At 65.8% G+C, this 24,531-nt stretch carries 26 protein-coding genes; 11 read left to right on the top strand and 15 right to left on the bottom strand.

Annotated elements, in window-relative coordinates; all coding sequences use genetic code 11:
* Positions 1–98 precede the first annotated feature (98 nt).
* From HB677_RS02755 to HB677_RS02745, 3 genes are read right to left on the bottom strand one after another with little or no spacing between them, the layout of a single operon-like run.
* Entirely contained in the window at positions 99–869 is a 771-nt protein-coding gene (locus HB677_RS02755) for a fructosamine kinase family protein (RefSeq protein ID WP_307852451.1), read from the bottom strand.
* Between the two features lies 1 nt (position 870).
* Positions 871–1,086 carry a hypothetical protein gene (locus HB677_RS02750; RefSeq protein WP_213814099.1) on the bottom strand — a complete coding sequence of 72 codons (216 nt, stop codon included), beginning with the start codon at positions 1,084–1,086 and terminating at the stop codon, positions 871–873.
* Between the two features lie 55 nt (positions 1,087–1,141).
* On the bottom strand, positions 1,142–1,567 hold the full coding sequence (locus tag HB677_RS02745; protein WP_213814098.1) for a hypothetical protein: 426 nt from the start codon (positions 1,565–1,567) through the stop codon (positions 1,142–1,144).
* 46 nt (positions 1,568–1,613) lie between these two features.
* On the opposite strand from HB677_RS02745, the gene HB677_RS02740 reads away from it, so the two are divergent.
* Complete coding sequence (locus HB677_RS02740; protein ID WP_213814097.1) at positions 1,614–2,195, top strand: HdeD family acid-resistance protein; 582 nt, start codon at positions 1,614–1,616, stop codon at positions 2,193–2,195.
* Between the two features lie 6 nt (positions 2,196–2,201).
* Here HB677_RS02740 and HB677_RS02735 read toward each other — a convergent pair whose 3' ends face one another.
* The 4 genes from HB677_RS02735 to HB677_RS02720 form a co-directional block, all read right to left on the bottom strand.
* On the bottom strand, positions 2,202–3,275 hold the full coding sequence (locus tag HB677_RS02735; RefSeq protein WP_213814096.1) for an FUSC family protein: 1,074 nt from the start codon (positions 3,273–3,275) through the stop codon (positions 2,202–2,204).
* A gap of 64 nt (positions 3,276–3,339) precedes the next feature.
* A complete protein-coding gene (gene rpsO, locus HB677_RS02730; protein WP_213814095.1) occupies positions 3,340–3,609 on the bottom strand; it encodes a 30S ribosomal protein S15 in 270 nt (89 codons plus the stop codon).
* Positions 3,610–3,731: 122 nt separating this feature from the next.
* Positions 3,732–4,484 carry a dienelactone hydrolase family protein gene (locus HB677_RS02725; RefSeq protein ID WP_255546063.1) on the bottom strand — a complete coding sequence of 251 codons (753 nt, stop codon included), beginning with the start codon at positions 4,482–4,484 and terminating at the stop codon, positions 3,732–3,734.
* Between the two features lie 122 nt (positions 4,485–4,606).
* Positions 4,607–5,920 (bottom strand): S1C family serine protease, encoded by a 1,314-nt coding sequence (locus tag HB677_RS02720; protein ID WP_255546061.1) that lies wholly within the window; start codon positions 5,918–5,920, stop codon positions 4,607–4,609.
* 263 nt (positions 5,921–6,183) lie between these two features.
* On the opposite strand from HB677_RS02720, the gene HB677_RS02715 reads away from it, so the two are divergent.
* Together HB677_RS02715 and HB677_RS02710 are read left to right on the top strand one after the other, a co-directional pair.
* Positions 6,184–7,410 (top strand): cobalamin-independent methionine synthase II family protein, encoded by a 1,227-nt coding sequence (locus HB677_RS02715; RefSeq protein WP_213814093.1) that lies wholly within the window; start codon positions 6,184–6,186, stop codon positions 7,408–7,410.
* 44 nt (positions 7,411–7,454) lie between these two features.
* Entirely contained in the window at positions 7,455–8,240 is a 786-nt protein-coding gene (locus HB677_RS02710; protein WP_213814092.1) for a 1-acyl-sn-glycerol-3-phosphate acyltransferase, read from the top strand.
* A gap of 61 nt (positions 8,241–8,301) precedes the next feature.
* On the opposite strand, the gene HB677_RS02705 is transcribed toward HB677_RS02710, so the two are convergent.
* Positions 8,302–9,114, bottom strand: coding sequence for an alpha/beta fold hydrolase (locus HB677_RS02705; RefSeq protein ID WP_213814091.1), 813 nt, complete (start codon positions 9,112–9,114; stop codon positions 8,302–8,304).
* 86 nt (positions 9,115–9,200) lie between these two features.
* Here HB677_RS02705 and HB677_RS02700 point away from each other — a divergent pair, with 86 nt between their 5' ends.
* Positions 9,201–10,388, top strand: coding sequence for a MarP family serine protease (locus HB677_RS02700; RefSeq protein ID WP_213814090.1), 1,188 nt, complete (start codon positions 9,201–9,203; stop codon positions 10,386–10,388).
* 10 nt (positions 10,389–10,398) lie between these two features.
* Here HB677_RS02700 and HB677_RS02695 read toward each other — a convergent pair whose 3' ends face one another.
* The gene (locus tag HB677_RS02695; protein WP_213814089.1) at positions 10,399–11,229 is read right to left on the bottom strand and encodes an aldo/keto reductase; all 831 of its coding nucleotides are present in this window, start codon (positions 11,227–11,229) and stop codon (positions 10,399–10,401) included.
* Between the two features lie 181 nt (positions 11,230–11,410).
* Between HB677_RS02695 and HB677_RS02690 the strand changes: the two genes are divergently transcribed.
* Positions 11,411–11,605, top strand: coding sequence for a hypothetical protein (locus HB677_RS02690; protein WP_255546060.1), 195 nt, complete (start codon positions 11,411–11,413; stop codon positions 11,603–11,605).
* On the opposite strand, the gene HB677_RS02685 is transcribed toward HB677_RS02690, so the two are convergent.
* Positions 11,602–11,973, bottom strand: coding sequence for a nuclear transport factor 2 family protein (locus HB677_RS02685; protein ID WP_213814088.1), 372 nt, complete (start codon positions 11,971–11,973; stop codon positions 11,602–11,604). The two genes, HB677_RS02690 and HB677_RS02685, sit on opposite strands and share 4 nt — an antisense overlap.
* A gap of 138 nt (positions 11,974–12,111) precedes the next feature.
* Here HB677_RS02685 and HB677_RS02680 point away from each other — a divergent pair, with 138 nt between their 5' ends.
* The 3 genes from HB677_RS02680 (at position 12,112) to HB677_RS02670 (ending at position 15,031) form a co-directional block, all read left to right on the top strand.
* Positions 12,112–13,197, top strand: a complete 1,086-nt coding sequence (locus HB677_RS02680) for a M4 family metallopeptidase (protein ID WP_213814087.1) — start codon at positions 12,112–12,114, stop codon at positions 13,195–13,197.
* Between the two features lie 54 nt (positions 13,198–13,251).
* Positions 13,252–13,539, top strand: coding sequence for a protealysin inhibitor emfourin (locus HB677_RS02675; protein ID WP_213814086.1), 288 nt, complete (start codon positions 13,252–13,254; stop codon positions 13,537–13,539).
* 70 nt (positions 13,540–13,609) lie between these two features.
* The gene (locus HB677_RS02670; RefSeq protein ID WP_213814085.1) at positions 13,610–15,031 is read left to right on the top strand and encodes an LCP family protein; all 1,422 of its coding nucleotides are present in this window, start codon (positions 13,610–13,612) and stop codon (positions 15,029–15,031) included.
* On the opposite strand, the gene HB677_RS02665 is transcribed toward HB677_RS02670, so the two are convergent.
* From HB677_RS02665 to HB677_RS02645, 5 genes are all read right to left on the bottom strand, one after another.
* Positions 15,032–15,508 carry a VanZ family protein gene (locus HB677_RS02665; RefSeq protein WP_213814084.1) on the bottom strand — a complete coding sequence of 159 codons (477 nt, stop codon included), beginning with the start codon at positions 15,506–15,508 and terminating at the stop codon, positions 15,032–15,034.
* A gap of 224 nt (positions 15,509–15,732) precedes the next feature.
* Positions 15,733–17,943: a UvrD-helicase domain-containing protein gene (locus HB677_RS02660; protein WP_213814083.1), complete on the bottom strand. Its 2,211-nt coding sequence runs from the start codon at positions 17,941–17,943 to the stop codon at positions 15,733–15,735.
* Between the two features lie 79 nt (positions 17,944–18,022).
* Positions 18,023–19,195 carry a PrsW family intramembrane metalloprotease gene (locus HB677_RS02655; RefSeq protein WP_213814082.1) on the bottom strand — a complete coding sequence of 391 codons (1,173 nt, stop codon included), beginning with the start codon at positions 19,193–19,195 and terminating at the stop codon, positions 18,023–18,025.
* A gap of 70 nt (positions 19,196–19,265) precedes the next feature.
* Complete coding sequence (locus HB677_RS02650; protein WP_213814081.1) at positions 19,266–19,877, bottom strand: hypothetical protein; 612 nt, start codon at positions 19,875–19,877, stop codon at positions 19,266–19,268.
* Positions 19,878–20,009: 132 nt separating this feature from the next.
* A complete protein-coding gene (locus HB677_RS02645; RefSeq protein WP_213814080.1) occupies positions 20,010–21,401 on the bottom strand; it encodes an FAD-binding oxidoreductase in 1,392 nt (463 codons plus the stop codon).
* A 48-nt stretch (positions 21,402–21,449) separates the two neighbouring features.
* Between HB677_RS02645 and HB677_RS02640 the strand changes: the two genes are divergently transcribed.
* Genes HB677_RS02640 through HB677_RS02630 form a run of 3 tightly spaced genes read left to right on the top strand, consistent with a single transcriptional unit; the run spans position 21,450 to position 24,512 of the window.
* Positions 21,450–22,958, top strand: coding sequence for an AlkA N-terminal domain-containing protein (locus HB677_RS02640; RefSeq protein WP_213814079.1), 1,509 nt, complete (start codon positions 21,450–21,452; stop codon positions 22,956–22,958).
* Complete coding sequence (locus HB677_RS02635; RefSeq protein WP_213814078.1) at positions 22,930–23,454, top strand: DUF6328 family protein; 525 nt, start codon at positions 22,930–22,932, stop codon at positions 23,452–23,454. Before HB677_RS02640 ends, HB677_RS02635 begins: the two co-directional genes overlap by 29 nt.
* Complete coding sequence (locus HB677_RS02630; RefSeq protein ID WP_218624463.1) at positions 23,400–24,512, top strand: YihY/virulence factor BrkB family protein; 1,113 nt, start codon at positions 23,400–23,402, stop codon at positions 24,510–24,512. Before HB677_RS02635 ends, HB677_RS02630 begins: the two co-directional genes overlap by 55 nt.
* The last annotated feature ends 19 nt before the right edge of the window (positions 24,513–24,531 follow it).

The raw sequence follows: 24,531 nt of genomic DNA, 5'->3' as shown, positions 1-24,531 counted from the left end.
GACAACGATCGCGGCTCCCGCTATGAGCGTTCTATGGCCCACCTGCACGATGCGGGAACCTTTGCTGAGCGGATGTCCCGTGCCACAGTCATCCCGCGTCACCGACCCGCGAGGTCGAGCACCTCTCGTGCAGCCTCCTGGAGCGCGTGTCCGTAGGAGGGGCCGTGGCCGGCCGCGTGTACGGCGAGCGGGTGCAGCTGGTGCAGCGGAACGCGGGCCTCCCAGCCGGGACGCAACGGGCTCGCGTCGAGGTAACCGTCGATCACCTCGGTCAGATACGGACACCCAAATAGCGCGAGCATGGCGAGATCGGTTTCGCGGTGGCCGCCGTGCGCCGCAGGATCGATGAGCACAACGCCGTTCGTTGCCCACAAGACGTTGCCGGTCCAGAGGTCACCGTGGATGCGCGACGGGGCATCCCCGTCGTCGAAGAATCCCGAGGCGACCACCTCGCAGGCTTCACGGACGACGTCCGCGCCCGCACGGTCGATCGATCCCACGCCCTCGGCCACGGCGAGGAACGGCAGCACCCGGTCGCGTGCGTAGAACGATCCCCAGGAGTCGTCGCGCGCGACTGCCATGGCGCGGCTGCCGATGAACAGGGGTCCGTCCCAGCCGTCGGGCGGTGCGCCAAACGCCGCGGCTCCGGCGGCATGAGTACGGGCGAGGGATGCCCCGAAGCGACGGGCAACCCCTGCGGTCGGCCTCACTTCGTCCACACGCTCGAGGTCGATCGCGCCCGGGGCGACGGAGAGCACCCGCACCACACGGGTCCCGCCGGCCACGGACAGCCATTCCAGGCCGGCCGCCTCGGCTTCAAAGAACCGGTCGGGTGCCTCTGGAAGTCGCTTCGAAAAGGAGCGGCGCACGTCAGGAGTAGTCGGCCCCGGGGATCCCGGCCTGGCGGTACTGGTAGTCGGGGGCGTCCTCGACGAGTTCCCACACCATCTCTTCGCCGTCGTCATCGAGTGAACGGACGAAGCTTTTTTGCGGGAGTCCGCTGATGAAGTCGAGCTCGACGGTCGCGGTGCCGTCGCTGCCGATGAGGGTGGCGGTGTACGTCGTGGGGCTGTCGGTATCGGTCATGAATCGAGACTACGTCGGCGCACTCGCATCGTCACAGCATCGGCCAGGAGGTTGACTAGCGGGTCAGTCCCATGAGCAGCGTGACACGCAGTCCGTTGCGCGTTCGGGTGATCTGCGCGGGGATACGCGTTGAGCGTCCGGCGTTACCCAGCCGCACGAGTGCCTCCAGCGCGGGTGCCTCGAGGCCGCGGGGAACGTAGCCCACAATGCCCGTCATGCGGCTGTCCACGAAGAAACGCACGGCGACCGGGGCATCCGTTCGCTCCTCCTCAAGCGTCCGCGGCGAGATGAACGCCTGCAGCTCGTCGAAATCCGCCCACTTTTGCAGTTCGTCCTGAAAGGGATCAGACCCCGCCAGCTGCATCGTCACGTTCTTGTTGGCGGGCAGCAGATCGAACTTGTACTGCTTGAGATCACCGGATCCGGCATCACTTTTTGCATAGCCGCCCTCATTAGTTGAGCGGCCAAAAATCTTCATCACTGACGGATCCTTCGCTACGGTTGTTCCAACACTAACGAGGAGACCCATGACTACTCCACCGAGCGGAACCCCCACTCTTCTTCCCGGACTGCCCATCGGGGTGTTGAAGATTCACCGCGGAGAACTCATCGCCGTCGCGATCGTCGGTCTCATCCTCGGCATCATCGCGCTGTTCTGGCCGGGCGCGACCCTCGTCACCGTCGCCATCCTGTTCGGCATCTACCTGATCACGTCGGGCATCTTCCGCATCACGGCGGCGTTCGTCGCCGACAAGCTGAGCACCGGGCTTCGCTGGCTCACCGGACTGCTGGGTCTGCTCGTCGTCGCCGCCGGCGTCATCTGCATCGCCCAGCCGGGGCAATCACTGGTGATTCTGGCCTTTGTCATCGGCTTCGGCTGGATCGCCGAGGGCATCGTCGACATCATGGCGGGCATCCAGCGCGGCGGCACCCAGCGCTGGCTGCACGTCATCAGCGGAATCATCTCGGTCATTGGTGGCTTCGTCACCTTCGCGCTTCCGGGGCTCGCCATCACGGCGTTCGTCACCATCGGCGCGATCATCCTGATCGTCGTCAGCGTCTCGACGCTGCTGACCCTGCCGCGCGCCGACAAGAGCGCGAAGGCGTAACCCGGGTCAGACCACCTCGGCGGGGGTCTCTCCCCTGCGGCCGCGTCGGCGCTGCACGCCGTGCGCGATCAAGAGAACCACGAGAGCAATGCCGGCTCCGATAAGCGTGTCGGTCACGCGGTCGACCACCACGGATCCGACCGGCTCGGAACGTCCCTGTGCCGCGATGGTGAGCGCCAGCGGGGTGATGAAGATGAGCGCGAGCCCGTAGTTGCGGATTACCACGATCTCGGTGACGAACTGCAGCGCCATGATCAGCAGTGCCACGAGAATACCGGTGGGATTCCACAGCAACACGAGCGCGAACACCCCCACACCGACGAGCGTGCCGAGGACGCGGTGGATGCCCCGCATCGCCGTCAACCGGATCGTGTGACCGTTTTGCAGGATCGCCACCACCGAAACAAGCACCCAGTACACCCGGTGAATCCCGAGAGGGGCGGCGATCACCACGGCAACGGCCGACGCGATCAGGATCCGCAGGATAATCACCCGGGTGATCGGGTCGAGGTCGAAGCGCAGCACGACGCGGTTACCGTGCAGCGTGGCATCCCGTTTCCGCACACCGGGCAGGAGCAGGGGCGCGAGCACAACGAGATAGGCAAGCGCGGTGCCGATCGCGAACATGCCGAGGATCAGGCCACCCGGCAGGGCCGCACCGCCGAGGCTCGCCGGTGCGGCGAGCCGACTCGAGACACCGGTGACGAGAACGAAGAACAGCACACCGGGAGGTCCGACGCCGAATCCGAGGCTGAGCACACTCGCGGCCGCGGTGACCAAGAACAGGGCGGCCAGGCTGCCGACCAGCGTGCCCGAGGCGAGAACACCGATGGCGGCCGAGAGCACGAGTCCTGCGCCGATGATGGGAAGCAACAGCGCCCGCTCCCGGCGACTGCGCGCGGACAGGTAGAGGGCGAGGAATCCGCCGCTGCTGGCGAGCAAACCCAGGTCGGCTCGACCGACGAGGGCAAACCCGAGGGTGGGAAGCCCGATGGCAATGGCGGCCTGCAGGGCGATGGGCCAGCGGACCGGACTGTCTCGAAAGGTGAACAGTGTGCGGGCGTCCTGGCTGAAACTCATCGTGACTCCATTAAACCAAAACAGACCGCCACCCGAAGGTGACGGTCTGTTTCGAAGAAGAAGATTAGCGACGGAGGCCGAGGCGCTCGATCAACGCGCGGTAGCGGTTGATGTCGACATCCTGCAGGTAACCCAGCAGGCGACGACGCTGTCCAACCAGCAGAAGCAGTCCACGACGCGAGTGGTGGTCGTGCTTGTGCTCCTTGAGGTGCTCGGTCAGGTCTTTAATGCGACGCGTGAGCATCGCAACCTGGACCTCGGGGGATCCCGTGTCACCTGGGTGGGTAGCGTATTCGTCGATGATCGACTTCTTGATTTCGGCTTCAAGAGCCATAGAAGTGATCCCCTTTCTCCTCATTGCGCGGTGCCCTTGTTCGGTATGAACGAGCTCTCTTTATCCGCGGCCGTTAGACGGCAACCTTGAAATTCTAGCAGAGTTAAGGACTCGCGCCGGTGTCAGCGTGAAAGCGATCGCCCCGCGAGGTTCTCCTGCAGGAACCAGAGGGTCATTCCCCAGGCATCCTGCGCCGCGTCTTCGCGGTAGGTGATGCTGTTGGTGTCGTTGAAGAACGCGTGTCCCACCCCGGCGTACACCTTGGGAGTGAAGTCGACCCCGGCCGCGTCCATTGTCGCGGTGAGCTCCGGCAGGCTCTCCATGAGCCGGGTGTCTTCGTCTCCGTAGAACGCCAGCACGGGGCATCCGATGCTCGCAATCTCGGTGTCGGCGGGCGGATATCCATAAAAGGGAACGGATGCCAGGACCCGGTCGTCTGCGGAGGCGAGAGCAAACGCGTAGCTGCCGCCGAAACAGAAGCCCGTGACGGCAATGCGTCCGTCGACTCCTGGCTGCGCGGCGAGGTAGTCGACGTACTTCGTCAGGGACTCGACGGCCCAGGCGCCATAGGCGGGGTCGTGGGCGGCGGCGAGCTTCTCCCGCAGCACAGGCTGCGCGTCCGTGCGTACTTTCTCGTCGGGATGGAAGACGATGGCCTGCAGCTCGGCGCCCACGGCGGGGGTGACGCCAGCATGGCTGAGGATGTCGGGCGCGATGACCACGTACCCCTCGACGGCGAAGCGATCGGCGATGTCGGTGATGTTGGCGACGAGTCCCCAAATCTCATGGATGACGATGAGGCCACCTTTGATCTCGGTGCCGGCGGGAGGGTCTGCGCGGTAGGCGGTGAGCGTGCCAGCGTCAATGTCGATCATGGGAGCCATACCCCATGATTTCACGAGGAGGTCTCGGAAACTGCGAAAAGGCCCCATGTCCCGGGGTGGGGACATGGGGCCTTTATAGCTCGAACTCGCGGTGTGGCCCTGGGGGCCATCGGTTATGCGGCGGGACCCTCGGTCAGCGTGACCGTGACGGTCTTCGACGCGCCTGCAGCGGTCGTGTAGGTGACCTTGACGGAGTCACCCGGGTTGTGGGCGGAGATTGCACTGGAGAGCGCCGTCGCAGTCGCGACGGTCGTTCCGTCGACCGCGGTGATGGTGTCACCGGCGGCGAGACCGGCGTTTGCCGCGGCGGTTCCGTCGATGACGCCACTGATGGCAACGCCGGAGGTGGTCGTGGTCGTGTCGGTGGTGGCGAGCTCGACGCCGAGGAAGGCGGGGAGTCCGATCTGCACGGTGCTGGTCTCGACGCCGGATTCGATCTGGCTGACAATGCTCAGCGCGGTCGAGATCGGGATCGCGTAGCCGGTGACGTCCGCGGATCCGGACGATGCGGCGGTCACGATACCGATTACTTCGCCGTCCTTGTCGACGAGCGGTCCACCCGAGTCACCCGAAACGACGTCGGCGTTGACCTCGATGAGACCGCTGAGGCTTTCGGTCGCGTCGCTGTACTCGCTGCCAACCGTGATGTTCTGGTTGACGGCGGTGACGGTTCCGGCGGCGGAGACCAGGTTGCCTGTGCCTTCGGCGTTACCGATCGAGGTGGCGGCGTCGTTGACCGCAACGGTCGACGCGGTGTCGGTCGTGGCGGTCTGCAGACCGGACGCGTTCTCCAGTTGCAGCAGGGCGATGTCGTCGGTGGAGTCGGTCCCGACCACCTTGGCGGTGTAGGTCATACCCGTCGTCTCCACGGTGACCTTGATACTGGTCGCCCCGTCGATCACGTGGTTGTTGGTGAGGATCTTGCCGCCGGAGGAGAGGATGACTCCCGTGCCGGCCGCCTCGGACGAGCTGCTGTAGTTCAGCTCGGAGACGATGGTGACGACGCCAACCTTCTGGGCGTCAGTCGCCGCTGTCGCGGAGGACTGCGTGGCGCCTGTCGATCCGCTGGAGGAACCGCCCGTGCTGCCATTGGACCCGCCGAAGGGCGAGGTCGGAAGGTAGCCGCCCGTGCCGCCGTCGGTCGTGCCGGTTCCACCATCGGTGGTGGTGCCGGAGCCGTTGGTCGTGCCGGTCTGGGGAAGAGTCGTGGTGGTGCTGGAACTGGCGATGACGCGACCTGCGCTAATCACTGTGCCAAGGGCGATTCCGCCGGCTCCGAAGGACAGCGCAAGAACACACGCCCCTCCGATGAGCATCGCCGCGTGACGGCGGCGGAATCCGGTGCCCTGTTTGGTGGGCGCCTCGGGAGCGACGGACACCGGCGGTGTCGAGCTTTCGATTGCGAGGGGTTCGTGTGACTGGTCCATCTGGTTCTCCTGAGCGAGGGTCGGTTGAGCTATGTGACTAGAGAACAACCGCTTCCTATGAGAAGCCAAAGACCGGGCCGAGAGTAGCCCGCAGGCAAGCTTTGGACTTGCTGGCCGGTCGAATCCGACACATATCGTCACGTGATTCCGACGAAGTGGCGACCAATGGCAGGGTGGATGCGAAGCGGCCACGCGAAGCCTCGCGCCTGTCAGGGCACCGCTCACGCACATCCCGAGATCACCCATGACGAAACGAGGCCATCGTGCTCAACAGTTCCGACCGCATTCAGACCAGCCACGCAGGCAGCCTGCCCCGCACCCCCGAGCTCATCGCGGCCAACGATGCCCGCGTGCTGAGCGAGGACGGCTTCACGCTGCAGCGCACTCCCGAATTCGACGGCCTGCTTGAAGCGGCAGTGATTGACCTCGTCGATCGCCAGACGAAGGCGGGAATCAGCATTCCCGGCGACGGCGAGTTCGGCAAGGCCATGACGAGCGCGGTCGACTACGGCGCGTGGTGGTCGTATTCGTTCCAGCGTGCGTCCGGACTCTCGCTCACCGGCGAAGACATCTTCACCGCGGAGCCGGTGCGGTCGAGCCCCGGCAACGTAAAGCTCACCACCTTCCCCGATCGGCGCGACTGGACCATCTTCCGGGACGCGTACACCGACCCCACGAGCGGCATCTCCACCGGCAGCGGCGCCACGGCGTTCCCCACCACCACCGGGCCACTCGCGTACACGGGACAGGCAGCGATCGCCAGTGACATCGCGAGCCTGAAAGCCGGGCTCGGGGCATCCGCTGTCTCCGAAGGTTTTATCACCTCGGTCTCCCCCGGCAGCGCCTCGCGCATCGCCAACGAGTACTACGCCACGGAGGAGGAGCACATCTGGGCCTGGGCAGACGTGCTGCGCGAGGAGTACCGCGCGATCATCGACGCTGGCCTCATCCTGCAGATTGACGATCCGTCGATCGCCGAGAACTGGGACCAGATCAACCCGGAGCCGAGCGTCGCCGACTACCAGGCCTTCACCCGCATCCGCGTCGAGGCTCTCAACTACGCACTGCGGGACCTGCCGGAGGACCAGATCCGCTTCCACCTGTGCTGGGGCAGCTGGCACGGGCCGCACACCACCGATATCGAGCTCAAGAACATCGTCGACGTCATGCTCGAGATCAACGCGGGCGCGTACTCGTTCGAGGCAGCCAACGCCCGGCACGAGCACGAGTGGCGCGTCTGGGAAGACGTCACGCTGCCGGAGGGCAAGCTGATTCTTCCGGGCATCGTCGGTCACGCGACCAACGTTGTCGAGCACCCCGAACTCGTCGCCGAGAGGATCGAGCGGTTCGCGTCTGTCGTCGGCAGGGAAAACGTCATCGCCTCGACCGACTGCGGTCTCGGCGGACGCATCCACCCGCACATTGCGTGGGCAAAGCTGGAGACACTCGCGCAGGGAGCGGCCATCGCTTCCGAGCGCCTCTGGCGATAGTCAACCCTCGCTGTACGCACAGGCTTCGCTTCTACGATGAGGGCATGACGCGCCGCTCCAGCGAACCCATGTACAGCACCGCCATCGCCTTCGGGCGCGGCGTCTTCGGGGCGTTGCGCCTGAAGCGGATGACGCGGGGGCTCGAGAACATCCCCACCACCGGCGGTGCCGTGCTCGCGATGACACATTTCGGGTACCTCGAGTTCGCGCTCGTGGAATGGGCGACGTGGATGTACAACCGCCGGCGCATCCGCTTCATGGTCAAAAAATCGATCTTCGGTAAGCCCGTCGTTGGCTCCATGCTGCGCGGGATGCGCCACATTCCGGTGGACATGCAAGCCGGCGGCGGCGCCTATATCAAGGCGATCGAGGCCCTGAAGAACGGCGAGATGATCGGCGTGTTCCCGGAAGCGGGAGTCAGTGCCTCGTTCACGGTGCGCGACCTCAAGACGGGCGCCGTGCGACTTGCAGCGGAGGCGGGCGTACCCGTCATCCCCGTCGCCGTGTGGGGCGGCCAGCGCCTGATGACCAAGAACCACAAGGTCGGATTCCGTGAACGCTTCGGCGTTCCCGTCAGCTTCGCGTTCGGCACTCCCCTGATGGTGACGGAAGCGGATGACCCGCGCGCGGTCACCACGCAGCTTCGGGCAACCCTCCAGGCCCTCGTCGACCAGCTCCAGGCGGAGTACCCCGTCAGTGGAACCGGTCAGTGGTGGCAGCCGCGCCACCTCGGCGGGACGGCCCCGACACCGGACGAAGCAACCGCTGCTGATGAGGCCCGCGACCGTCGCCGCGCCCGCGCGAAGGCGGAGTCGGCCGCCACGAAGTAGCAGCCCGCGGGAGCGTGCGACCGTCCCGCGTCGCGACCCGGTGCACACGGGCCGGCGCCGGTCATGGCATCGGAGCCGCATCTCCCGTCGACTCGAGGATGAAGGTGGCGGCCGCCTGCGGCTGATCCCAGTGCGGGTAGTGGCCGCTGCGCTCGAACCAGTGCAGCCGCGAACCGTGGAACTTGTCCCGGGCCCGCGCCGCCTGCGCCCGCACTGTCACCCGGTCATGGTGACCCCAGCCGATGGACACGCGTCCCGGCGTTACCCATGCCCCTACCTGGTTCGGCCCGTGAGTCAGCGCGCGAAACGTGGGGTCGAGTCCCGGAGACAGGGCGAAGCTGCGCAGCTCCGCCAGCAGCAGGGCGGGATCAAGTCGTGTCGGGTGCGCGCTGAACTGGAAGAACAGCGCGAGACGGCCGACGCGAGACCTCGTGAGGGCGGGCAACCACCGCTGGATCGCCCGCACGAGGCGCACCGATGCGCCGATGGACACCGCGAACGCGAAGCGCTCTGCCGAGGTCCAGAACCCACCGGGGTCCAGCGCCACCACGTGCCGTCCGATCCCCCGCCGGGCTAGTTCCAGCACGATGCGAGCGCCGAGAGAGCTGCCGACGAGATCGGCGGTCGTCAGGTCGTTCTCGGAGAGGAACGCCTGGACCGCGTCCGTCACCGTGTCGACCGTCACCTCTCCGGCGAGCGCCGGCGACCTGCCGTGTCCGGGGAGGTCGATCGCGATCACCTCCCGCTCGGCCGCCAGCGCCGTTAGGACGGGTGTCCAGTTCAGCCAGCTCGAACCAAGACCATGAACAAGCACGAGCGGGCGACCGGATCCGAACCGCTCGCTGTGCAGACTTTCCGACAGTGGAATATCCATCCCCCCAGCATGCCTGAGAGATCGCGCCGTCGACGGCGACGAATCGGATCCACCGGCTACTCTCGACTGACGAAAGGAGCACCACCATGTCAGGACCCCTGATTCTCGACGTGGTTCTCGTGGTCGTGCTCCTGAGTTACCTGGCCTACGGATACCGCAATGGCTTTGTGCACGCCCTCAGCGGCATTGTCGGAATCGTCGCCGGCGGTGCCATCGCCCTCGTGGTGATTCCGCTCCTCAGCACCTGGATTCCCGATCCGACCGGTCGCACCCTCGCCTCGATCGTCGTGGCCATCGTGCTGATCATCGCCGGTCACTCCGCAGGCGTCACGGTGGGGTCGCTCCTCCGGCGGGGAGTCAGGCGCGTGGGGCTCAGTCTTCTCGACCGACTGCTGGGCGCCGTCGTGAGCCTCGTCGTCGCGGCACTCGTCATTTCGGCCATCGCCGTCAGTATCGGATCACTGGGCGTGCCGTTCCTGTCACCCCTCATCGCGTCATCCACTGTCCTTCGCACCATCGACGGGCTCACTCCCACCCCGGCGAAGGCAGCTCTCGCGCAGCTGCGCACGATCGCCACGGAACAGGGAATTCCGGCCGTCGTCGGAGCCCTCGGAGGACCGACTACGTCGCCCGAGCTGCCCGAGGCGAGCGCCGCGACTCCCGAGCTCACTCGTGCGGCAGCATCGGTGCTGCGGATCACCGGCAACGCCTACGCCTGCGGGCAGAGCCAGTCAGGAAGCGGTTTCGTTGTGGCCAAGAACCGCGTGGTAACCAATGCCCACGTGGTTGCCGGCGTCGATAAGCCGGTGGTCGAGGTTCCGGGCGGGGAGGCACTACAGGGCACCATCGTGTACTTCGACCCGATCGGCGACCTCGCCGTCATTGCGGTCACGGGGCTCAGCGCTCCCTCGCTCGACCTGGTCGACTCGCTGCCGGTCGGTAGCGTCGGGGTCACAAACGGCTATCCGCTTGGCGGGCCGTTCGTGTCGACGCCCGCGCGCGTGATCTCCCTCGCGTCTTCGCCGGTCGCCGACATCTACGGTCAGAATCCGGTTCCCCGCCATATCTACTCCCTCGCGGCAGACATTCAACCCGGCGACTCCGGCGGACCCTTGCTCGATACGTCCGGGGACGTAGCGGGGGTCGTTTTCGCCAAGAACGCGACCGTTGGGAACGTCGGCTACGCCATCGCCATGGACGAACTCGCCCCGGTCGCCGATGAGGCAGCATCGCTGCGGGCGAGCGTGTCCTCCGGCAGTTGCATCGCGGACTAGGGAGCCCTGACTAAAACTCCTCGTGCTCGTCGGGGTCGCCGGCCCACAGCCGTCCCGACTCAAGCCCGGAAATCCGGGCGATCTCCTCGTCGCTCAGCGCAAAGTCAAAGATGTCGGCATTCTCGCGCTGACGATCCGCATTCGAGGACTTGGGAATCGGCACCGACCCCAGCTGCACGTGCCACCGCAGCACCACTTGCGCGGGAGTCACACCATGCTCGCGAGCGATCGCACCCACCGTCGCGTCGGTGACGAGGGCGTTTCTGGCCGCGAGCGGACTCCAGCTCTCCGTCTGGATCCCCTTCTCCGAGTGGAACGCGCGCAGCTCCGCCTGCGGAAAATACGGGTGCAGCTCGACCTGGTTGACGACCGGAAGAACGCCGGTCTCCCCCTCGAGACGGGTCAGCTGATCAATGGTGAAGTTGCTCACGCCGATCGCCCGCACCAGCCCGCTCTCGCGCAGGTCGATCATCGCGCGCCACGAATCGACGTACTTGTTGACCTTGGGCAGCGGCCAGTGGATGAGGTAGAGATCGACGTAGTCCAGCCCGAGGTTTCCGAGCGATTCATCAAACCCCGCCACGGTGTCTTCCAGCCCGTGAAAGCGGCCCGGCAGTTTGGTGGTGATCACGAACTCAGCGCGGTCGATGCCCGACCCACGAACCGCCTCTCCCACCTCGCGCTCGTTTTCATAGTTCAGAGCCGTGTCGAGCAGCCGGTACCCGGCGTCAATGCCGGACAGAATGGATGCCACGCCCGCCGTACCCCGTAGGCCGTAGGTTCCCAGCCCGATCGCGGGAAGAAGGTGCTCGTCGTTGAGTCGTACCACTGGAATTGTCATGTCCCTACTGTGCCCGCCCAATCGCTCCCGCGCATCGGGTTGATCCACCGAGACGAACTGTTACGGCCACCGTGCCCTCGACCACACGCGCACTTACCGCGTTTGCACGCCGAGCGAAACCCTGTCGGGTCGCCGTCACGCCCGGGTATGGTCACTACCACCACATCTGAAGGGGAATGCAATGAACGTCGAAGGCATGAGCGATGAAGAGAAGCGTCACGACCAACTGACGACCGCACCGAAGGCCGACGAGTCAGACGCTGCGCCTCGCATCGACATCACCGAAAAGCCGGACGGTGTCACACGCATCGATGTGCGTGAGGACGCCAAGTACCGTCCCGGCGGCACCGACGACACCGACATCGACGAAAGCTAGCCTCCGGCTTGACCCTCCGGCATCATGTACCACTCGGTGAAATGGGTGGCCCTGCCGTCCGTCGTCAACTTCACCACCCACAGGTTGTAGTACAGCCGGTGAGATTCTCGGTACTCGGTGACGGCCTGGAGGACCCCCACACCGTCATCGGTCAGGGAGATGGGTGACCACCGGAAGGTGGCTGCCCCTGGATCATCTTTTTTCCCGATCCAGGTCGCCACTATTTCGTCCCGGCCCCGCCACGGTGGGTTGAAGGGTTCGGTGTAGTACTCGGCATCGTCCGTAAAGAGGGCGCCGATGTCGGCCGGGTCGTTCGATTCCCAGGCCGCTCGGTAGTTCTCGACCCACGTTGTCAGCTGATCTGTCATCTCTTCGGTGTACCGCGAGCCGCCGACATCCGACAATCCCCCGTCCGGTGCCGTCGCGCTCCTTCCGGCCGCTCCATCGCGACGAAAACTCATCCACAACCCTTTCCAGCTGTCGGAGGTGCGTGTAAGCATCGAGGAATGAGGTGCTCAATCATTCCCCCGTATCTGCTGGAGAGGCTGGCAAGCCTCGAAGACGAGCGATTCGCGACGGCGGCTGCGGCCGCGCGTGCCTCGCTCGAACTGGACGCCCCGTTCCGGGGCATCCGCACCGGTGAGAGTCCGCCACCGACCACCGCGCGCCGGCCCTCGTCGCTCACTGCCCGCCCACTGGGCGACCCGGAGCGCACCATTTCGGATGCGAAAAACACCCAGACCCTGCCCGGGTCCGTTGTGCGCAGGGAGGGTGATCCCGCGGCCGAGGACCCCGCGGTCAACGAGGCGTACGACGGGCTCGGCGACACGCACGAGCTGTACCGGGCCGTGTACGAGCGAGCCTCGATCGACGACAACAATCTTCCACTGAACGCGACGGTGCACTATGGCGACGACTACGACAACGCGTTCTGGGACGGCGAGCGCATGGTGTTCGGCGACGGCGACGAGGTCGTATTCACTCGGATGACCCGTTCCGTCAGTGTCATCGGACACGAATTGACCCACGGTGTCACCCAGTATTCGGCCAATCTCGAGTATCAGGGTCAATCGGGAGCGCTCAACGAGTCGGTGTCCGATGTCTTTGGAGTGCTCGTCGAGCAGTATGCCAAGAAGCAGAGCGTGACCGAGGCAACCTGGCTCATCGGTGCCGGCATCTTCACCGACCAGGTACAGGGCGATGCGCTCCGCTCACTGAAAGCGCCGGGCACGGCATACGACGACGACGTGCTGGGCAAAGACCCACAGCCTGCGCACATGGACGGCTACGTCGACACCGACGATGACAATGGCGGCGTGCACCTCAACTCGGGAATCCCCAATCATGCGTTTTACCTCGTGGCCGACGCGATCGGCGGCAACGCCTGGGAGCGCGCCGGGCAGATTTGGTACGACGCCCTTACCGGCGGTTCGCTCACGGCGACCGCGGACTTTGCCGCGTTCGCGGAGGTCACGGCGAAGGCCGCCGCCGCGCGTTACGGCGACGATTCCGACGAACATTCTGCCGTGATCGAGGGATGGGACGGAGTCGGCATCACGGTTTCCGCATCCCGGGTCTCGCGAGCCGGGTGATCACATGGGCGTCCCCGAGCGCATCATTGTCTGGTGGAAGACCGGAAATAGCCCATGAAGATCACCGTTACCCGCACCGGCGGAATCGCGGGGCTCAGCCGCACGTGGGTGGTTACCGTCGATGACGGCTCCGACCGCGACTCCTGGGACGAGCTGTACAGGTCGGTTCCCTGGGATGAACGCCCGCGAACTCCGCCGCAACCGGATCGATACGTGTACCGCATTCAGTGGTCGCATCGGCGGGCGGTTGTTCCGGAGCAGAGCCTCACCGGTGCATGGCTCGAGATCGTGAACCGGGTGCGCGAGGCATCCGCCCCTCCTCACCAGCCCCCGACCCCATGAACTCACGGCGTGTTTCACTACACGCCGACGATCAGCGCTACCGCTCAGGAAGCGTTGCTTATGCTTCGGTGTGATTAATCGGCCGAGCGACCCATTCCCCCAGAATCCGCTGCCGGCGCCACTGCCCATCCAGCCCGTGCGGCGCCCGCGTAAGCGGATAGCCACGGCGTTGCGATGGATCACGCTCGTCGTGGTCGTCGTTCTCGTCACCGCCGGTGGATACGTCGCGTACAACTACCACCGGTTCACGACGGGCGTGACGCACGTTAACGCTCTGGTTCCCACGAAGACGGACATCGATGGTGATGCCCAGAACATCCTGCTGGTCGGCGACGACCACCGCCCCGCCGGAGCGACCGCGCAGGAACTCGCCCGCATCGGAACCACCCTCGACGGTGGCGGCACGAACACCGACACGATGATCGTGCTGCACATCCCCGCCGATGGCAGTAAGGCGACACTGATTTCGTTCCCGCGCGACTCGTGGGTCGACATCCCTGGCTTCGGAAAGAACAAGCTCAACGCCGCCTTCACTCTCGGAAGCGATGCAGGGGCCACGGTCGACGGGGCACGCCTGCTGATCCGGGTCATCCAGAACATGACCGGTCTCACCATCGATCACTATGTGCGCGTCTCGTTGCTCGGCTTCTACAACGTCGTGAAGGCACTCGGCCCGGTGCAGGTCTGCCTGACGAACGCGGTGGATGACCCGTACTCGACCATCGATCTCCCGGCGGGTGTCTCCACCCTCAGTGCCAAGCAGGCGCTCGCCTTCGTACGCCAGCGGCACGGGCTGCCGGGCGGCGATCTGGACCGTCAGGTTCGCCAGCAGTACTTCCTGTCGGTGGAGGCGCGCAAGATCCTGTCCGCCGGCACCCTGCTGAACCCGACGAAGCTCCAGGACGTGCTGGATGCCGTCAGTTCGTCCATCGAGACGGATCCCGACCTGAACTTCATCGACCTTGCCTCGAAGCTGAAGAACCTCGGCGCCAACAAGATCAGTTCGGCGACGATCCCCATCTCGGGAACGCCGACGATCGACGTGAACGGCACGAGCCTGTCCGTCGTCAAGGTGGACACCGCCGCCATGAAGACGTTCATCGCCAACCTGATCGGAAAACCTTCCGCCTACACCGCGGCGAAGGCAGCGACGCCGAGCTCGGTGACAGTTTCGGTGCTCAACGGCAGTTCCACCAACGGAGCAGCCGGCGCCGCCTCCGAGGCCCTGGACGCCCTCGGCTTCACGACTCTCGCGCCCGCCTCGACGGACGGACGCACACGCACCACCATCCAGTACCGTCCGGGCCAGGAGTCACAAGCCAAGGCGCTCGCGGCGCACCTGCGCGGAGCTCAGGTTGAGGTGTCGACAAACGTCACCAACGTGACCGTCGTGCTCGGGACCGACGGCACGAAGGTCACCACGCAAGCGAAGGCGTCGACCGCCAAGCCCACGACGGGCACCAGCTACAGCGCCACGTCCTGCATCCGGTAACTAGCCGTTGTAGGTCGGCATCGGCCGCGTGGGAGCGGTCGAGCGCGCGGCGTCCTGCTTGATCCGACGCGCTTTGCCATAGGTCAGAACGAGGCCACCGAGAACACCCAGCAGCCCACCCGTGGAGTTGGCGACGAGGTCGCGAACATCCGGCACGCGTGAAGGCAGGAACGTCTGAGTGCCCTCGATGGCGAGCGTCAGGGCAACGCCGAACAGCACGGCAAGCCACCACTGGCGGCGGCCGAGAAGCAGAAGGAAGAACAGGCCAACGGGCATAAACATCAGGATGTTGCCGGCGAATTCCACGCGGGAGTACGTGATCCAGTCCGTCGCGTCATGACGCGAGAAGAATCCGAGGAAACGCCACAGCAGATTGCTGTTGGAGCTGTTGAGCGGCTGGGGGCCGAGGGTCACCCACATCACGACGCCGAGGTAGGCCAGAGTTGCGACGCTCAGGAACGGATGACGGAGAAACATTTGTCCATACTGCACTAGGTTCGCCGTGTTTTCTCCGGACGCGCACAGAAGTCGTGAGGCTGGGAGCGAACACACCACTGGGAAAACCCGGTCAAAGTACCAGCAGTTTCTCCGTATTTTTTTGTTGCAAAACTGCTCGTCGAGGACGAAGCTAATGGAACACAAACTCATCGCCCGGGTGACTCGCAGGCTCAGCCGCAGCACCGGGCGATGAGTTTTTTTGTTTAGGCCAGCGGGCTGCTGCCCACCATGTGGAGCCGCTGAGTCGGTCGCGTCATGGCGACGTACAGCGCGCCCACTCCTCGCGCGGACCCGGTGATGATCTCGTTCGGTTCAACGATGACCACGGCGTCAAACTCGAGCCCCTTGCTCTCCTGGGGAGTGAGCAGAGCGATCGGGCTGCCGAGCGCCTGGGTGCCGCGCCCCACCTGCAGTCCGAACTTGGATTCCAGTTGGGTGTACAACGCATCGAGCAGTCGCGGCGGCACGATGACAGCGAGGGTGCCCCGCGAGTCGATCTCGCGGTCTTCGTCGGCCACGTCGACGGCCGCGGACAGAAGGTCGTCCGGGTCAACGATGAGGGTGTCGACAGGCCATTCGCTGTCGCGCACCGCACGGGAGCTCGTGATGGGCAGGCCGTGCGCCACCGCCATTGCCTCGGCGGCCTCCGTGATCTGGGCGGGCGTGCGGTAGTTCACCGTCAGCTCCTCGAGACGGAAGTCTGTCGTGAGGGACCGCAGCGCCTCGCGCCAGTTCGGGGCAGCTGCCGCCGCGCTCGCCTGGGCGACATCCCCCACGATGGTGAACGAACGCAACGGGCACCGGCGACGCAGCACGCGCCACTGCATGGGCGACAGCTCCTGCGCCTCGTCGACCACAATGTGGCCGTAGGTCCAGGAACGATCGGCGGCGGCGCGCTCGGCCGTTGTGCCGCGAACCGCGGTCTCACCGAAACCTGCCGCGAGGTCTTCGGCGTTGACGAGGCCCTCGACACCCATGTTGTGAATGGCGGCCTCGGCGTTCTCGATGTCGCGCTTGCGCTGCTGCTTACGCTCGCGCTTCTCGGCGTCGTTCTTCGCGTCGAATTCACCGAGCAACTCGGCAGCCTCGTCGAGAAGCGGAATGTCAGAAATGGTGAACGGGGCATCCCGGTCACGGCGCAGTAGTGCGCGCTCCTCATCGGTCCACCGCGGGGTCAGGGTCGCAAGCCAGTTCGGCCGCGCATACATGTCCTGAATGAACTTCTCGGGGGTGAGCGGGAGCCAGGCGGTGTTGAGGGCGACTCGCACGTCGTACGAAGCGCGAAGGTCCTCGCGCAGCCAGGAGTAGTCATCTTCGTCGACAGTGTTGCCGTGCGACTTGAGCTGCTCGGCGAGCTGCTTCGTCAGCGACGTCAGAACGGATTTCTGGAACTGCTGGCGCGCAACATTGTGTGGCTTGCGCGTGTGCTGGGCCGCGGCCATGGCCGTGGCAACCACGCGGGGTTCGAGGCGGAGCTTTTCTCCGTTGACCTCGAGCACCTGCACCCCGGAGGGCACCTGCTGGCGGGACTTGACGCCCTTGGCGATGATGTCGGCCATACGCGCGGAGCCCTTGAGCGCCGCGACGTCGGGCAGATCCTCGATGGTGGTGTCGACTCCCGGGTACAACTGGCCAACACTGGCAAGCACAACACCGGTCTCACCGAGGGACGGCAGCACCGCCTCGATGTACTGGAGGAACGACGGGGATGGCCCAACGATCAGCACACCGGTCGAGCGCAGGCGCTCGCGGTGCGAGTACAGGAGGAACGCAGCACGATGGAGGGCAACGGCGGTCTTCCCCGTTCCGGGACCGCCCTGAACGACGAGGACACCAGCGAGGTCAGAGCGGATGATCCGGTCCTGCTCCGCCTGGATTGTGGCGACGATATCGCTCATCCGGCCCGTACGTTCCGCACGGAGCGCCGCAAGCAGGGCTCCCTCGCCCTGCAGCTCCGAGGTGTCCCCCTCGAGCAGTTCGGTGTCGAAGATCTCGTCTTCGATGCGGGTGACCTCGCGCCCCTTGCTTGTCAGGTGCCGTCGTGCGCGGGCACCGAGTGGCGTGGCGGCCGTTGCCTGATAAAACGCGCTCGCCTGCGGCACTCGCCAGTCGAGAAGGATGGGCTGCTGGTCAAGATCGCGAAGTCCGATGCGGCCGATGTATCGGGTCTGCCCGCCCTGGAGCTCGAGGCGGCCAAAGGCCAGACGCTCGTCCACCTCATTGAGCTGTGCCATGCGGTCCGTGTAGATACGGGCGAACGAGTCACGCTCGGAGCGGTTCTGATGGGTACCGCCGACGTTGCTCGCACGAACGGCGTCGAGTTGTTCCTGCGTCTCGACGCGCAGCGCATCCAGGCGTGCGTACAGCGTTGACACATAGTCGCGCTCGCGCGCGAGTTCGGGTGAAATCGTCACTCAGACCCCCTTGAATCCAGCGATCAAGTGTATCTGTCCGCGGTCGTGGCTGCTGGCCGGCGACATCGCAGGGAGGGACTCAGCGACGCCCCTGCAACGCGAGACGCGAGCGCAGCACCGAGTCCAACAGCTCGCGCTCGTCTGCCTGTACGCCGATGCGATCACGCCCGGAGAGCATGCGCTCGCGGGCAAACGCCAGCCGCGTGGCATCCCGAATGTATTGCTGCATTGCCGCGCCAACGCCGTGTTGCCGCGCCCAGGTGAGCGCCGCCCGCCGACCTGGCCCGGTGGCGAGAACATCGACCTCGGCGGGGTTGAACCAGCCGGCCGCCGCATACTCTCCCAGCCGGGCACGCGTGGTGGCCGCCTCGCGGCGCCGCAGGAACACGACGAGACCCACGGCCAGGGCGAACAGGGGGAACTGGACGATCGCGTAGTACCCGTAGAAGTTGTTCACGAAATAGAGCGAGCCGTTCCACAGGGCGTGCAGGAAGATGGCCGGAATCAGCCCGATGAGGAAGAACCCGATGCCGCCGAGTGCTCCCGTGCGGCGGGCGGCGAGGCCGAGGAGTAGTCCCGTGCACGCGGTGAACATTACGTGGGCGAAAGGCGAGAGCAGGCCACGAATAAAGAAGAGCTCGCCGAGGCCGCGCAGGCTGCCGGACTCTGTCAGTGCCTGACCGAAGTACAGGATGTTTTCGGTGAAGGCGAAGCCACCCGCGATGGTGGCCGCGTAGACGAGCCCGTCGACGGGGCCGTCGAAGTGTTTGCGGGCAAACCAGAAGAGCATCAGGATGCCGAAGCCCTTCGCGGACTCCTCCACGATGGGGGCTTCGATTACCGCGCCGAAGAATTCACCGGCGGAACCGCCGATGCTCGCGAGAACGCTGTCGATCTCCGCTCCGACGAGGAGGGCGACCGCGACAGCGACTCCCGCACCCCAGAGGAAGGCGAAGACGAGGGCTGCGCGAGGCTCCGGCTCCCAGCGGTCGATCCAGCGAACACCAAGGAAGACGATGACTAACGGCACGAGTGCGAGCACTCCCGCGATCGTGAAGGCGAGCACTCCCAGGCCTGCCACCACGTAGGTGACGACCATCAGCACTACGAGCGCGGCCGCGACTATCCCGATGATGCCAAGGATGACGAGCGACCGGCGCCGGGGAACGGCGGCGGGGATCGGTAGCGGCGCCGCAATGCTCTCGGCGCGAATCTCGGCGGGCGCTTGCGTCGGGTTCTCACTCGGGATCATGGCACCGAGACTAGCGGCTCCGCCGAACCCGCCCCGGTGGCGCGGGGCTGGGCGGGCGGGGGGGGGGTGACTAGGCAGCGAGCCCGACTCCGAACCCGGGCAGAAGAACGACCGGTCCGGGGTTGCGCTTGGACTCGATATCCGAGTGCACTCGTACAGCGTCGGAGATCGGATGACGCGGCACCGGAACGTTATCGAAGGCACCGTCACGCAGCGCCTGGAAGACGTCTGCCGCGGCCAGCTGAGCGAGGCCGTAGCCATACCGCCACCGCCGGCCCGCGAGGTACTCCCCCGCGCCGATGACAATCTCGCCACCGATCCCGTCCGTTTCGTCGACAACGGTGGCACCGAGGTGACGGGCCCACGCTTCCACGAACGTGTCGATTCCGAAATCGTCGTGCCGGATGATTACCCGGTCACCCCGTCCCACCGGACGGATCTGCTTGACGATGACGCGGGCGACAAGGCCCGTTGCGAGTACTGCCGCCGCGTCGTCGAACGACACGTCCTTGGGGAGACCAATGAGGTCCCGCTCACTGACGATGCGCTGGAAGCCGGGGCGGTCACTCGGCTCGCGCATGGCAACCCGGTCACCGGGGGCGAATCCGACGGCTTCGGGGCCGACGGCGTCAACGGTTCCGAGTGCCTGAATACCGAGCGGGCTCATTCCGAGCGCGCCCATTCTCAGGCGCACCTCTCCCGTTCCGGGGCGTGGTCCTGTTCTGCGACGACTGGGTCTGGTTGCTTGCGTTCTCTGTACCATCACAACAGAAAACAGCGAATACCCCAGTCGTATTCCCACAATCGGCGTGGGTCAGAACACCTTGCCCGGGTTGAGGATTCCCTGGGGGTCAAACACCAGTTTGATCTGCTTTTGCAGCTCAAGCTGGTCCGTTCCGAGCTCGTCGCCGAGCCACCGTTTCTTGAGGATGCCGACGCCGTGTTCTCCGGTCAGGGTGCCGCCGAGTCGCAGGCAGGCGAGGAAAAGCTCGTCCGCTGCCGCCCACACGTTGTCCGGGACATCCGCCCCTTCGAACACAAAGTTGGGGTGCAGATTGCCGTCACCGGCGTGGGCGACGGTGGGAATCTGGATCCCGAACCGCACCTCGATGTCGGCGATTGCCTCGAACATCGCCGGCAGCTGACTGCGTGGCACCGCGACGTCCTCGATGAGCACCGTTCCCCTGGCTGCCATCGCCGGGTGGAACGAGCGGCGGATAGCGAAGAGCCGCTCGCCCTCCTCGGGATCCGTCGACAGCTCGGCGTCGCCGCCAAGGGAGCGGATGATCGCGACGGCCGCGTCGGCTTCGATGCCGGCGGATGGCCCGTCCATCTGTACGAGGAGGTATGAGCCACGACCGCCGAGCTCAAGCCCCAGGTATTCGCCGATGCCCTCGAGCGCGGTGGCGTCCAGCAGTTCCATCGCGGCGGGCTTGAGGCGGGACGCGGTGATCACCGAGGATGCACGCGCCGCCTGCTCGACGGAGGTGAAATAGGCGCCGATGGTGGCGACGGGTCCGAGGGGAATGGAGCGCAGTTTCAGCGTCGCCTCGACGATAACGCCGAGGGTTCCCTCGGACCCGATGACGAGCGCGGTGAGGTCGAGGCCGGTGACTCCCTTGACGGTGCGGTGGCCGAGGCTGAGCAGACGACCGTCGGCGAGCACGATCTTGAGACCGAGCACGGCTTCACGCGTCACCCCGTACTTGGCGCACAGCAGACCGCCGGCATTCGTGGCGATGTTGCCGCCCACGGTCGAAATCGCCTTGCTCGCGGGATCGGGCGCGAACCACAGGCCCTTCTCGGCGAGCGCCCGGTTAAGGTCGTCGTTGATGATTCCGGGTTGCACCACCGCGAGTTCGTCGTCGAGGTTGATCTCGAGGATCGCGTTCATGGCCAGCGTGGACAACACGATTTCTCCGCCGCCGGCGATGGCGCCGCCTGCCAGCCCGGTGCCGGCACCGCGGGTAACCACGGGAATGCGGTGCTCACTGGCGATCCGCGTTGTCGCTTGCACGTCCTCGGTGTTGCGGGCGGTCACGATCACCACCGGCGCGGCAGACGAGCGCTGGCCGGAGCGGTCCGCGCGGGCGGCATCCAGCTCCGCGGGAATGGTGGATACGGCATCGCCGAGCGCGGCGCGGAGGAGTGCTACAACATCGGTCACGCTTGCCAGTGTAGGACGGTGCGCGCGAGCAAATCCCATGTCCGAAATCCGCTAGCCGGTATCGGAGGTGCGTGCGACTCTTAACCCATGCCCGCACCCGACGCCCTTTTCGCCGAGCGATATCGCGCGATGTCCTCGCGTGATTCACGCTTCGACGGGCAATTCATCACGGGTGTCCACTCCACCGGCATTTACTGCCGCCCGAGTTGCCCCGCGATGACCCCTCACGCCCGCAACGTTAGCTTCTATCGCACCGCCGCGGCAGCACACGAGGCCGGGCTTCGCGCCTGCAAACGGTGCCAGCCCGACGCGGTACCGGGGTCGCCCGACTGGAACATTCGTGATGACCTCGCATCCCGCGCGATGCGGCTGATCATCGACGGTGTCGTCGAACGCGATGGCGTCCCGGGTCTGGCCGCCCGCCTCGGCTACACCCCGCGGCACCTCACCCGCGTTCTCGTCGCCGAGCTCGGAGCGGGTCCGTTGTCGCTCGCGCGCGCCCACCGGGCACAGTCGGCGCGAACCCTGTTGGTGAGCACGACGCTGGGGATCGCGGATGTCGCGTTCGCCGCGGGTTTCTCGAGCATCCGGCAGTTCAACGACACGATCGCCGCCGTCTACGAAATGACACCAACCCAGCTGCGGGCACGCGGGCACGCGCCCGCCCGGGTCACTACCAGCTCCCCACACCCCCACGGCGACGCGTCGACGCGTCCAACGAGCCTGACACTTCGCCTTCCCGCCCGCGCCCCGTTCGACGGACCGGGCCTCATGCAGTTCTTCGCCGACCATGCCGTGCCCGGTCTTGAGTCGGCGGTCGACGGCGCTTTCGAGCGGTCCGTGCGGATGCCCCACGGCATTGCACACGTCAGTATCCGGCTGGATGGCACAACCGGAGTCGCGTGCACCGCGCGGCTGGATTCCATCAGCGACGTGGCGACCCTAGTCGCGCGCGTGCGCCGACTGTTCGATCTCGACGCGGACTCCGTCGCCATCGACGGCGCGCTCTCCTCCGACCTCGCCATCGCTCCCTTGGTGCGCGCTGTCCCCGGCATTCGGCTCCCGGGCGTCCTCGATTCGGAGGAGGCACTGTTCCGCACTCTCATCGGACAACAGATCTCGGTCGCGGCGGCCCGGACAGTGCTCGGACGGCTCACGGCGGAGCTGGGTACCGATGGGCTGTTTCCCACCGCCGCGCAGATCTCCGAACACGGGAGCGAGTTCCTGCGGGGACCGGCGACGCGTGTCGCCTCGATCCTCGGAGTGGCCTCGGCCCTTGCCTCCGGAGACCTGGATCTGCACGTGGCGACGCCGGTCGATGAATTCGCCGCCCGGCTGACGGCACTGCCCGGTGTCGGGCCCTGGACCGCGGGGTATCTCGCGATGCGGGTACTGGGCAACCCCGACACACTCCTGACATCGGACCTCGTCATCCTGCAGAGTGCGGGCCGTCGCGGGCTGCCGTCGACAACACGATCTCTTGCGGCCTACGGCGCACGATGGGCACCCTGGCGCAGCTATGCGGGCCTGCATTTGTGGCGGGCACGGTCGTGGATACCATCGGATGATGACTCGACAACCAGCCCCGGCGTCTGATCCCGACGCAGACGCCCTCCCCGGCGACGGACGCGACGAATCGGAGACCGAACGCCTGGATCGCAACTGGAACGAGATGCTGCAGGAGCTGCGGGTAGCTCAGACGGGCACGCAAATCCTCACGGGATTCCTGCTCACGCTCCCCTTTCAACAGCGCTTCACGGAGCTGGACTCCTTCCAGCTCGATGTCTACCTCGTCCTTGTGGTGCTGGCTGCACTCTCCACCGGCCTCGGGCTTGCCCCCGTCAGCCTTCACCGGGTGCTGTTTCGCAGGCGCGCGAAGGCCCAGATCGTTGGGGTTACCGACGCACTCCTGCGGGCGACGCTCGCCGGAATCGGGCTGCTGTTGTCCGGGACATCCCTTCTGATCTTCGACGTTGTCGTCGGTCGCACGGCCGGGATCGTGGCTGGAGGCACGGCTCTCGTCGTGGCCGCTCTACTCTGGGTAGTGCTGCCCTATGGAGCGGGACGCACCACCACCACGAACGGACGGTAGATCCCATCTCCGCGAATCTCGACGGCACGCCGATCCCGACTGCCCGCAACATCAGCCCGGAAGCCTGGCGCTACGCCGCCGTCCGCTCGTGGCACGGATTCCTCCGCCACCGCGGAATCGACTCCGCCGCCGCTCTCTCGTACTTCTCGGCGCTCGCGCTGTTCCCCGGGTCACTCACCGTCGTCTCGCTGTTCGCCCTGCTCGACAACAAGGAAGACGCCGAAAGCGCGATCATCTCCATCGTCGACGAGGTCGCGCCCAACAACATCGGCAACGCCCTCCGCGACCCGATCGAACAGCTCCTCAGCATTCCGAACCCGGGCATCGCCCTGACGATCGGACTGCTCCTCACGCTGTGGACCACCTCCAGCTACGTCACCGCGTTCGGACGCGCCACCAACAACGCCTACGAGATTCTCGAGGGCCGCCGCATCTGGAAGTTCCGCGGCCTTATGACGATCCTCGCCGCCGCGATCATGGTCGATTTCCTGCTCGTCTTCGGAATCCTTCTCGGTACCCCCACCGTGGCCGATGCCGTGGCGGAGACTCTCGGATGGAGTCACGGAGTCGTTTCCGCCTGGAACATCCTCAAGTGGCCCGCGCTGCTCGTCCTCGCCGTGTTCGCCGTCGCCGCCCTGTACTACTTCTCCCCCAATGTGCGGCACACGCGTTTTCGCTGGGTGTCGTGGGGTGCCCTGTTCGCCATCATCGTGTGGGCCATCGCGACGACGGGTTTCGCGATCTACGTTCTCAACGTCGGCAGGTACAACGAAATTTACGGATGGCTCGGAGGAGCCGTCGTGTTGTTGCTGCGGCTCTACCTCACGAACTTCGTTCTCGTATTTGGGTCAGAGGTCGACGCCGAGATCGTGCGTGCCCGGCAGCTCGAGGCGGGGATCATCGCGGAAGAGACCATTCAGTTGCCGATCCGCGACACGACGCGCAACCTGGCGCTCGCGCGGCAGCAAACCCGGGACCAGACGCGCGGGCGTCAACTCCGCGAACATGCGGATCAGGCTCGCGCCGAAGCGACGCGCGACGCCGAACGCAACGGGTAGGCACAGCGCTCGGGTCATC

It is taken from the genome of Glaciihabitans sp. dw_435 (assembly GCF_018449675.1).
Classification (GTDB): Bacteria; Actinomycetota; Actinomycetes; order Actinomycetales; family Microbacteriaceae; genus Glaciihabitans.
The sequence above is the reverse complement of the archived record's forward strand: the minus strand, read 5'-3'. Positions and strand labels throughout refer to the sequence as shown.

What these genes read in the sequence shown, in the direction of transcription:
- HB677_RS02735 (WP_213814096.1), bottom strand. Translation starts at nt 3,275, where the DNA reads ATGAGTTTCAGCCAGGACGCCCGCACACTGTTCACCTTTCGAGACAGT.
- HB677_RS02690 (WP_255546060.1), top strand. Translation starts at nt 11,411, where the DNA reads ATGAACGTCGAAGGCATGAGCGATGAAGAGAAGCGTCACGACCAACTG.
- HB677_RS02650 (WP_213814081.1), bottom strand. Translation starts at nt 19,877, where the DNA reads ATGGGCGCGCTCGGAATGAGCCCGCTCGGTATTCAGGCACTCGGAACC.
- HB677_RS02700 (WP_213814090.1), top strand. Translation starts at nt 9,201, where the DNA reads ATGTCAGGACCCCTGATTCTCGACGTGGTTCTCGTGGTCGTGCTCCTG.
- HB677_RS02655 (WP_213814082.1), bottom strand. Translation starts at nt 19,195, where the DNA reads ATGATCCCGAGTGAGAACCCGACGCAAGCGCCCGCCGAGATTCGCGCC.
- HB677_RS02675 (WP_213814086.1), top strand. Translation starts at nt 13,252, where the DNA reads ATGAAGATCACCGTTACCCGCACCGGCGGAATCGCGGGGCTCAGCCGC.
- HB677_RS02685 (WP_213814088.1), bottom strand. Translation starts at nt 11,973, where the DNA reads ATGACAGATCAGCTGACAACGTGGGTCGAGAACTACCGAGCGGCCTGG.
- HB677_RS02705 (WP_213814091.1), bottom strand. Translation starts at nt 9,114, where the DNA reads ATGGATATTCCACTGTCGGAAAGTCTGCACAGCGAGCGGTTCGGATCC.
- HB677_RS02720 (WP_255546061.1), bottom strand. Translation starts at nt 5,920, where the DNA reads ATGGACCAGTCACACGAACCCCTCGCAATCGAAAGCTCGACACCGCCG.
- HB677_RS02665 (WP_213814084.1), bottom strand. Translation starts at nt 15,508, where the DNA reads ATGTTTCTCCGTCATCCGTTCCTGAGCGTCGCAACTCTGGCCTACCTC.
- HB677_RS02680 (WP_213814087.1), top strand. Translation starts at nt 12,112, where the DNA reads ATGAGGTGCTCAATCATTCCCCCGTATCTGCTGGAGAGGCTGGCAAGC.
- HB677_RS02635 (WP_213814078.1), top strand. Translation starts at nt 22,930, where the DNA reads ATGACTCGACAACCAGCCCCGGCGTCTGATCCCGACGCAGACGCCCTC.
- HB677_RS02640 (WP_213814079.1), top strand. Translation starts at nt 21,450, where the DNA reads ATGCCCGCACCCGACGCCCTTTTCGCCGAGCGATATCGCGCGATGTCC.
- HB677_RS02740 (WP_213814097.1), top strand. Translation starts at nt 1,614, where the DNA reads ATGACTACTCCACCGAGCGGAACCCCCACTCTTCTTCCCGGACTGCCC.
- HB677_RS02695 (WP_213814089.1), bottom strand. Translation starts at nt 11,229, where the DNA reads ATGACAATTCCAGTGGTACGACTCAACGACGAGCACCTTCTTCCCGCG.
- HB677_RS02645 (WP_213814080.1), bottom strand. Translation starts at nt 21,401, where the DNA reads ATGGGATTTGCTCGCGCGCACCGTCCTACACTGGCAAGCGTGACCGAT.
- HB677_RS02750 (WP_213814099.1), bottom strand. Translation starts at nt 1,086, where the DNA reads ATGACCGATACCGACAGCCCCACGACGTACACCGCCACCCTCATCGGC.
- rpsO (WP_213814095.1), bottom strand. Translation starts at nt 3,609, where the DNA reads ATGGCTCTTGAAGCCGAAATCAAGAAGTCGATCATCGACGAATACGCT.
- HB677_RS02725 (WP_255546063.1), bottom strand. Translation starts at nt 4,484, where the DNA reads ATGATCGACATTGACGCTGGCACGCTCACCGCCTACCGCGCAGACCCT.
- HB677_RS02710 (WP_213814092.1), top strand. Translation starts at nt 7,455, where the DNA reads ATGACGCGCCGCTCCAGCGAACCCATGTACAGCACCGCCATCGCCTTC.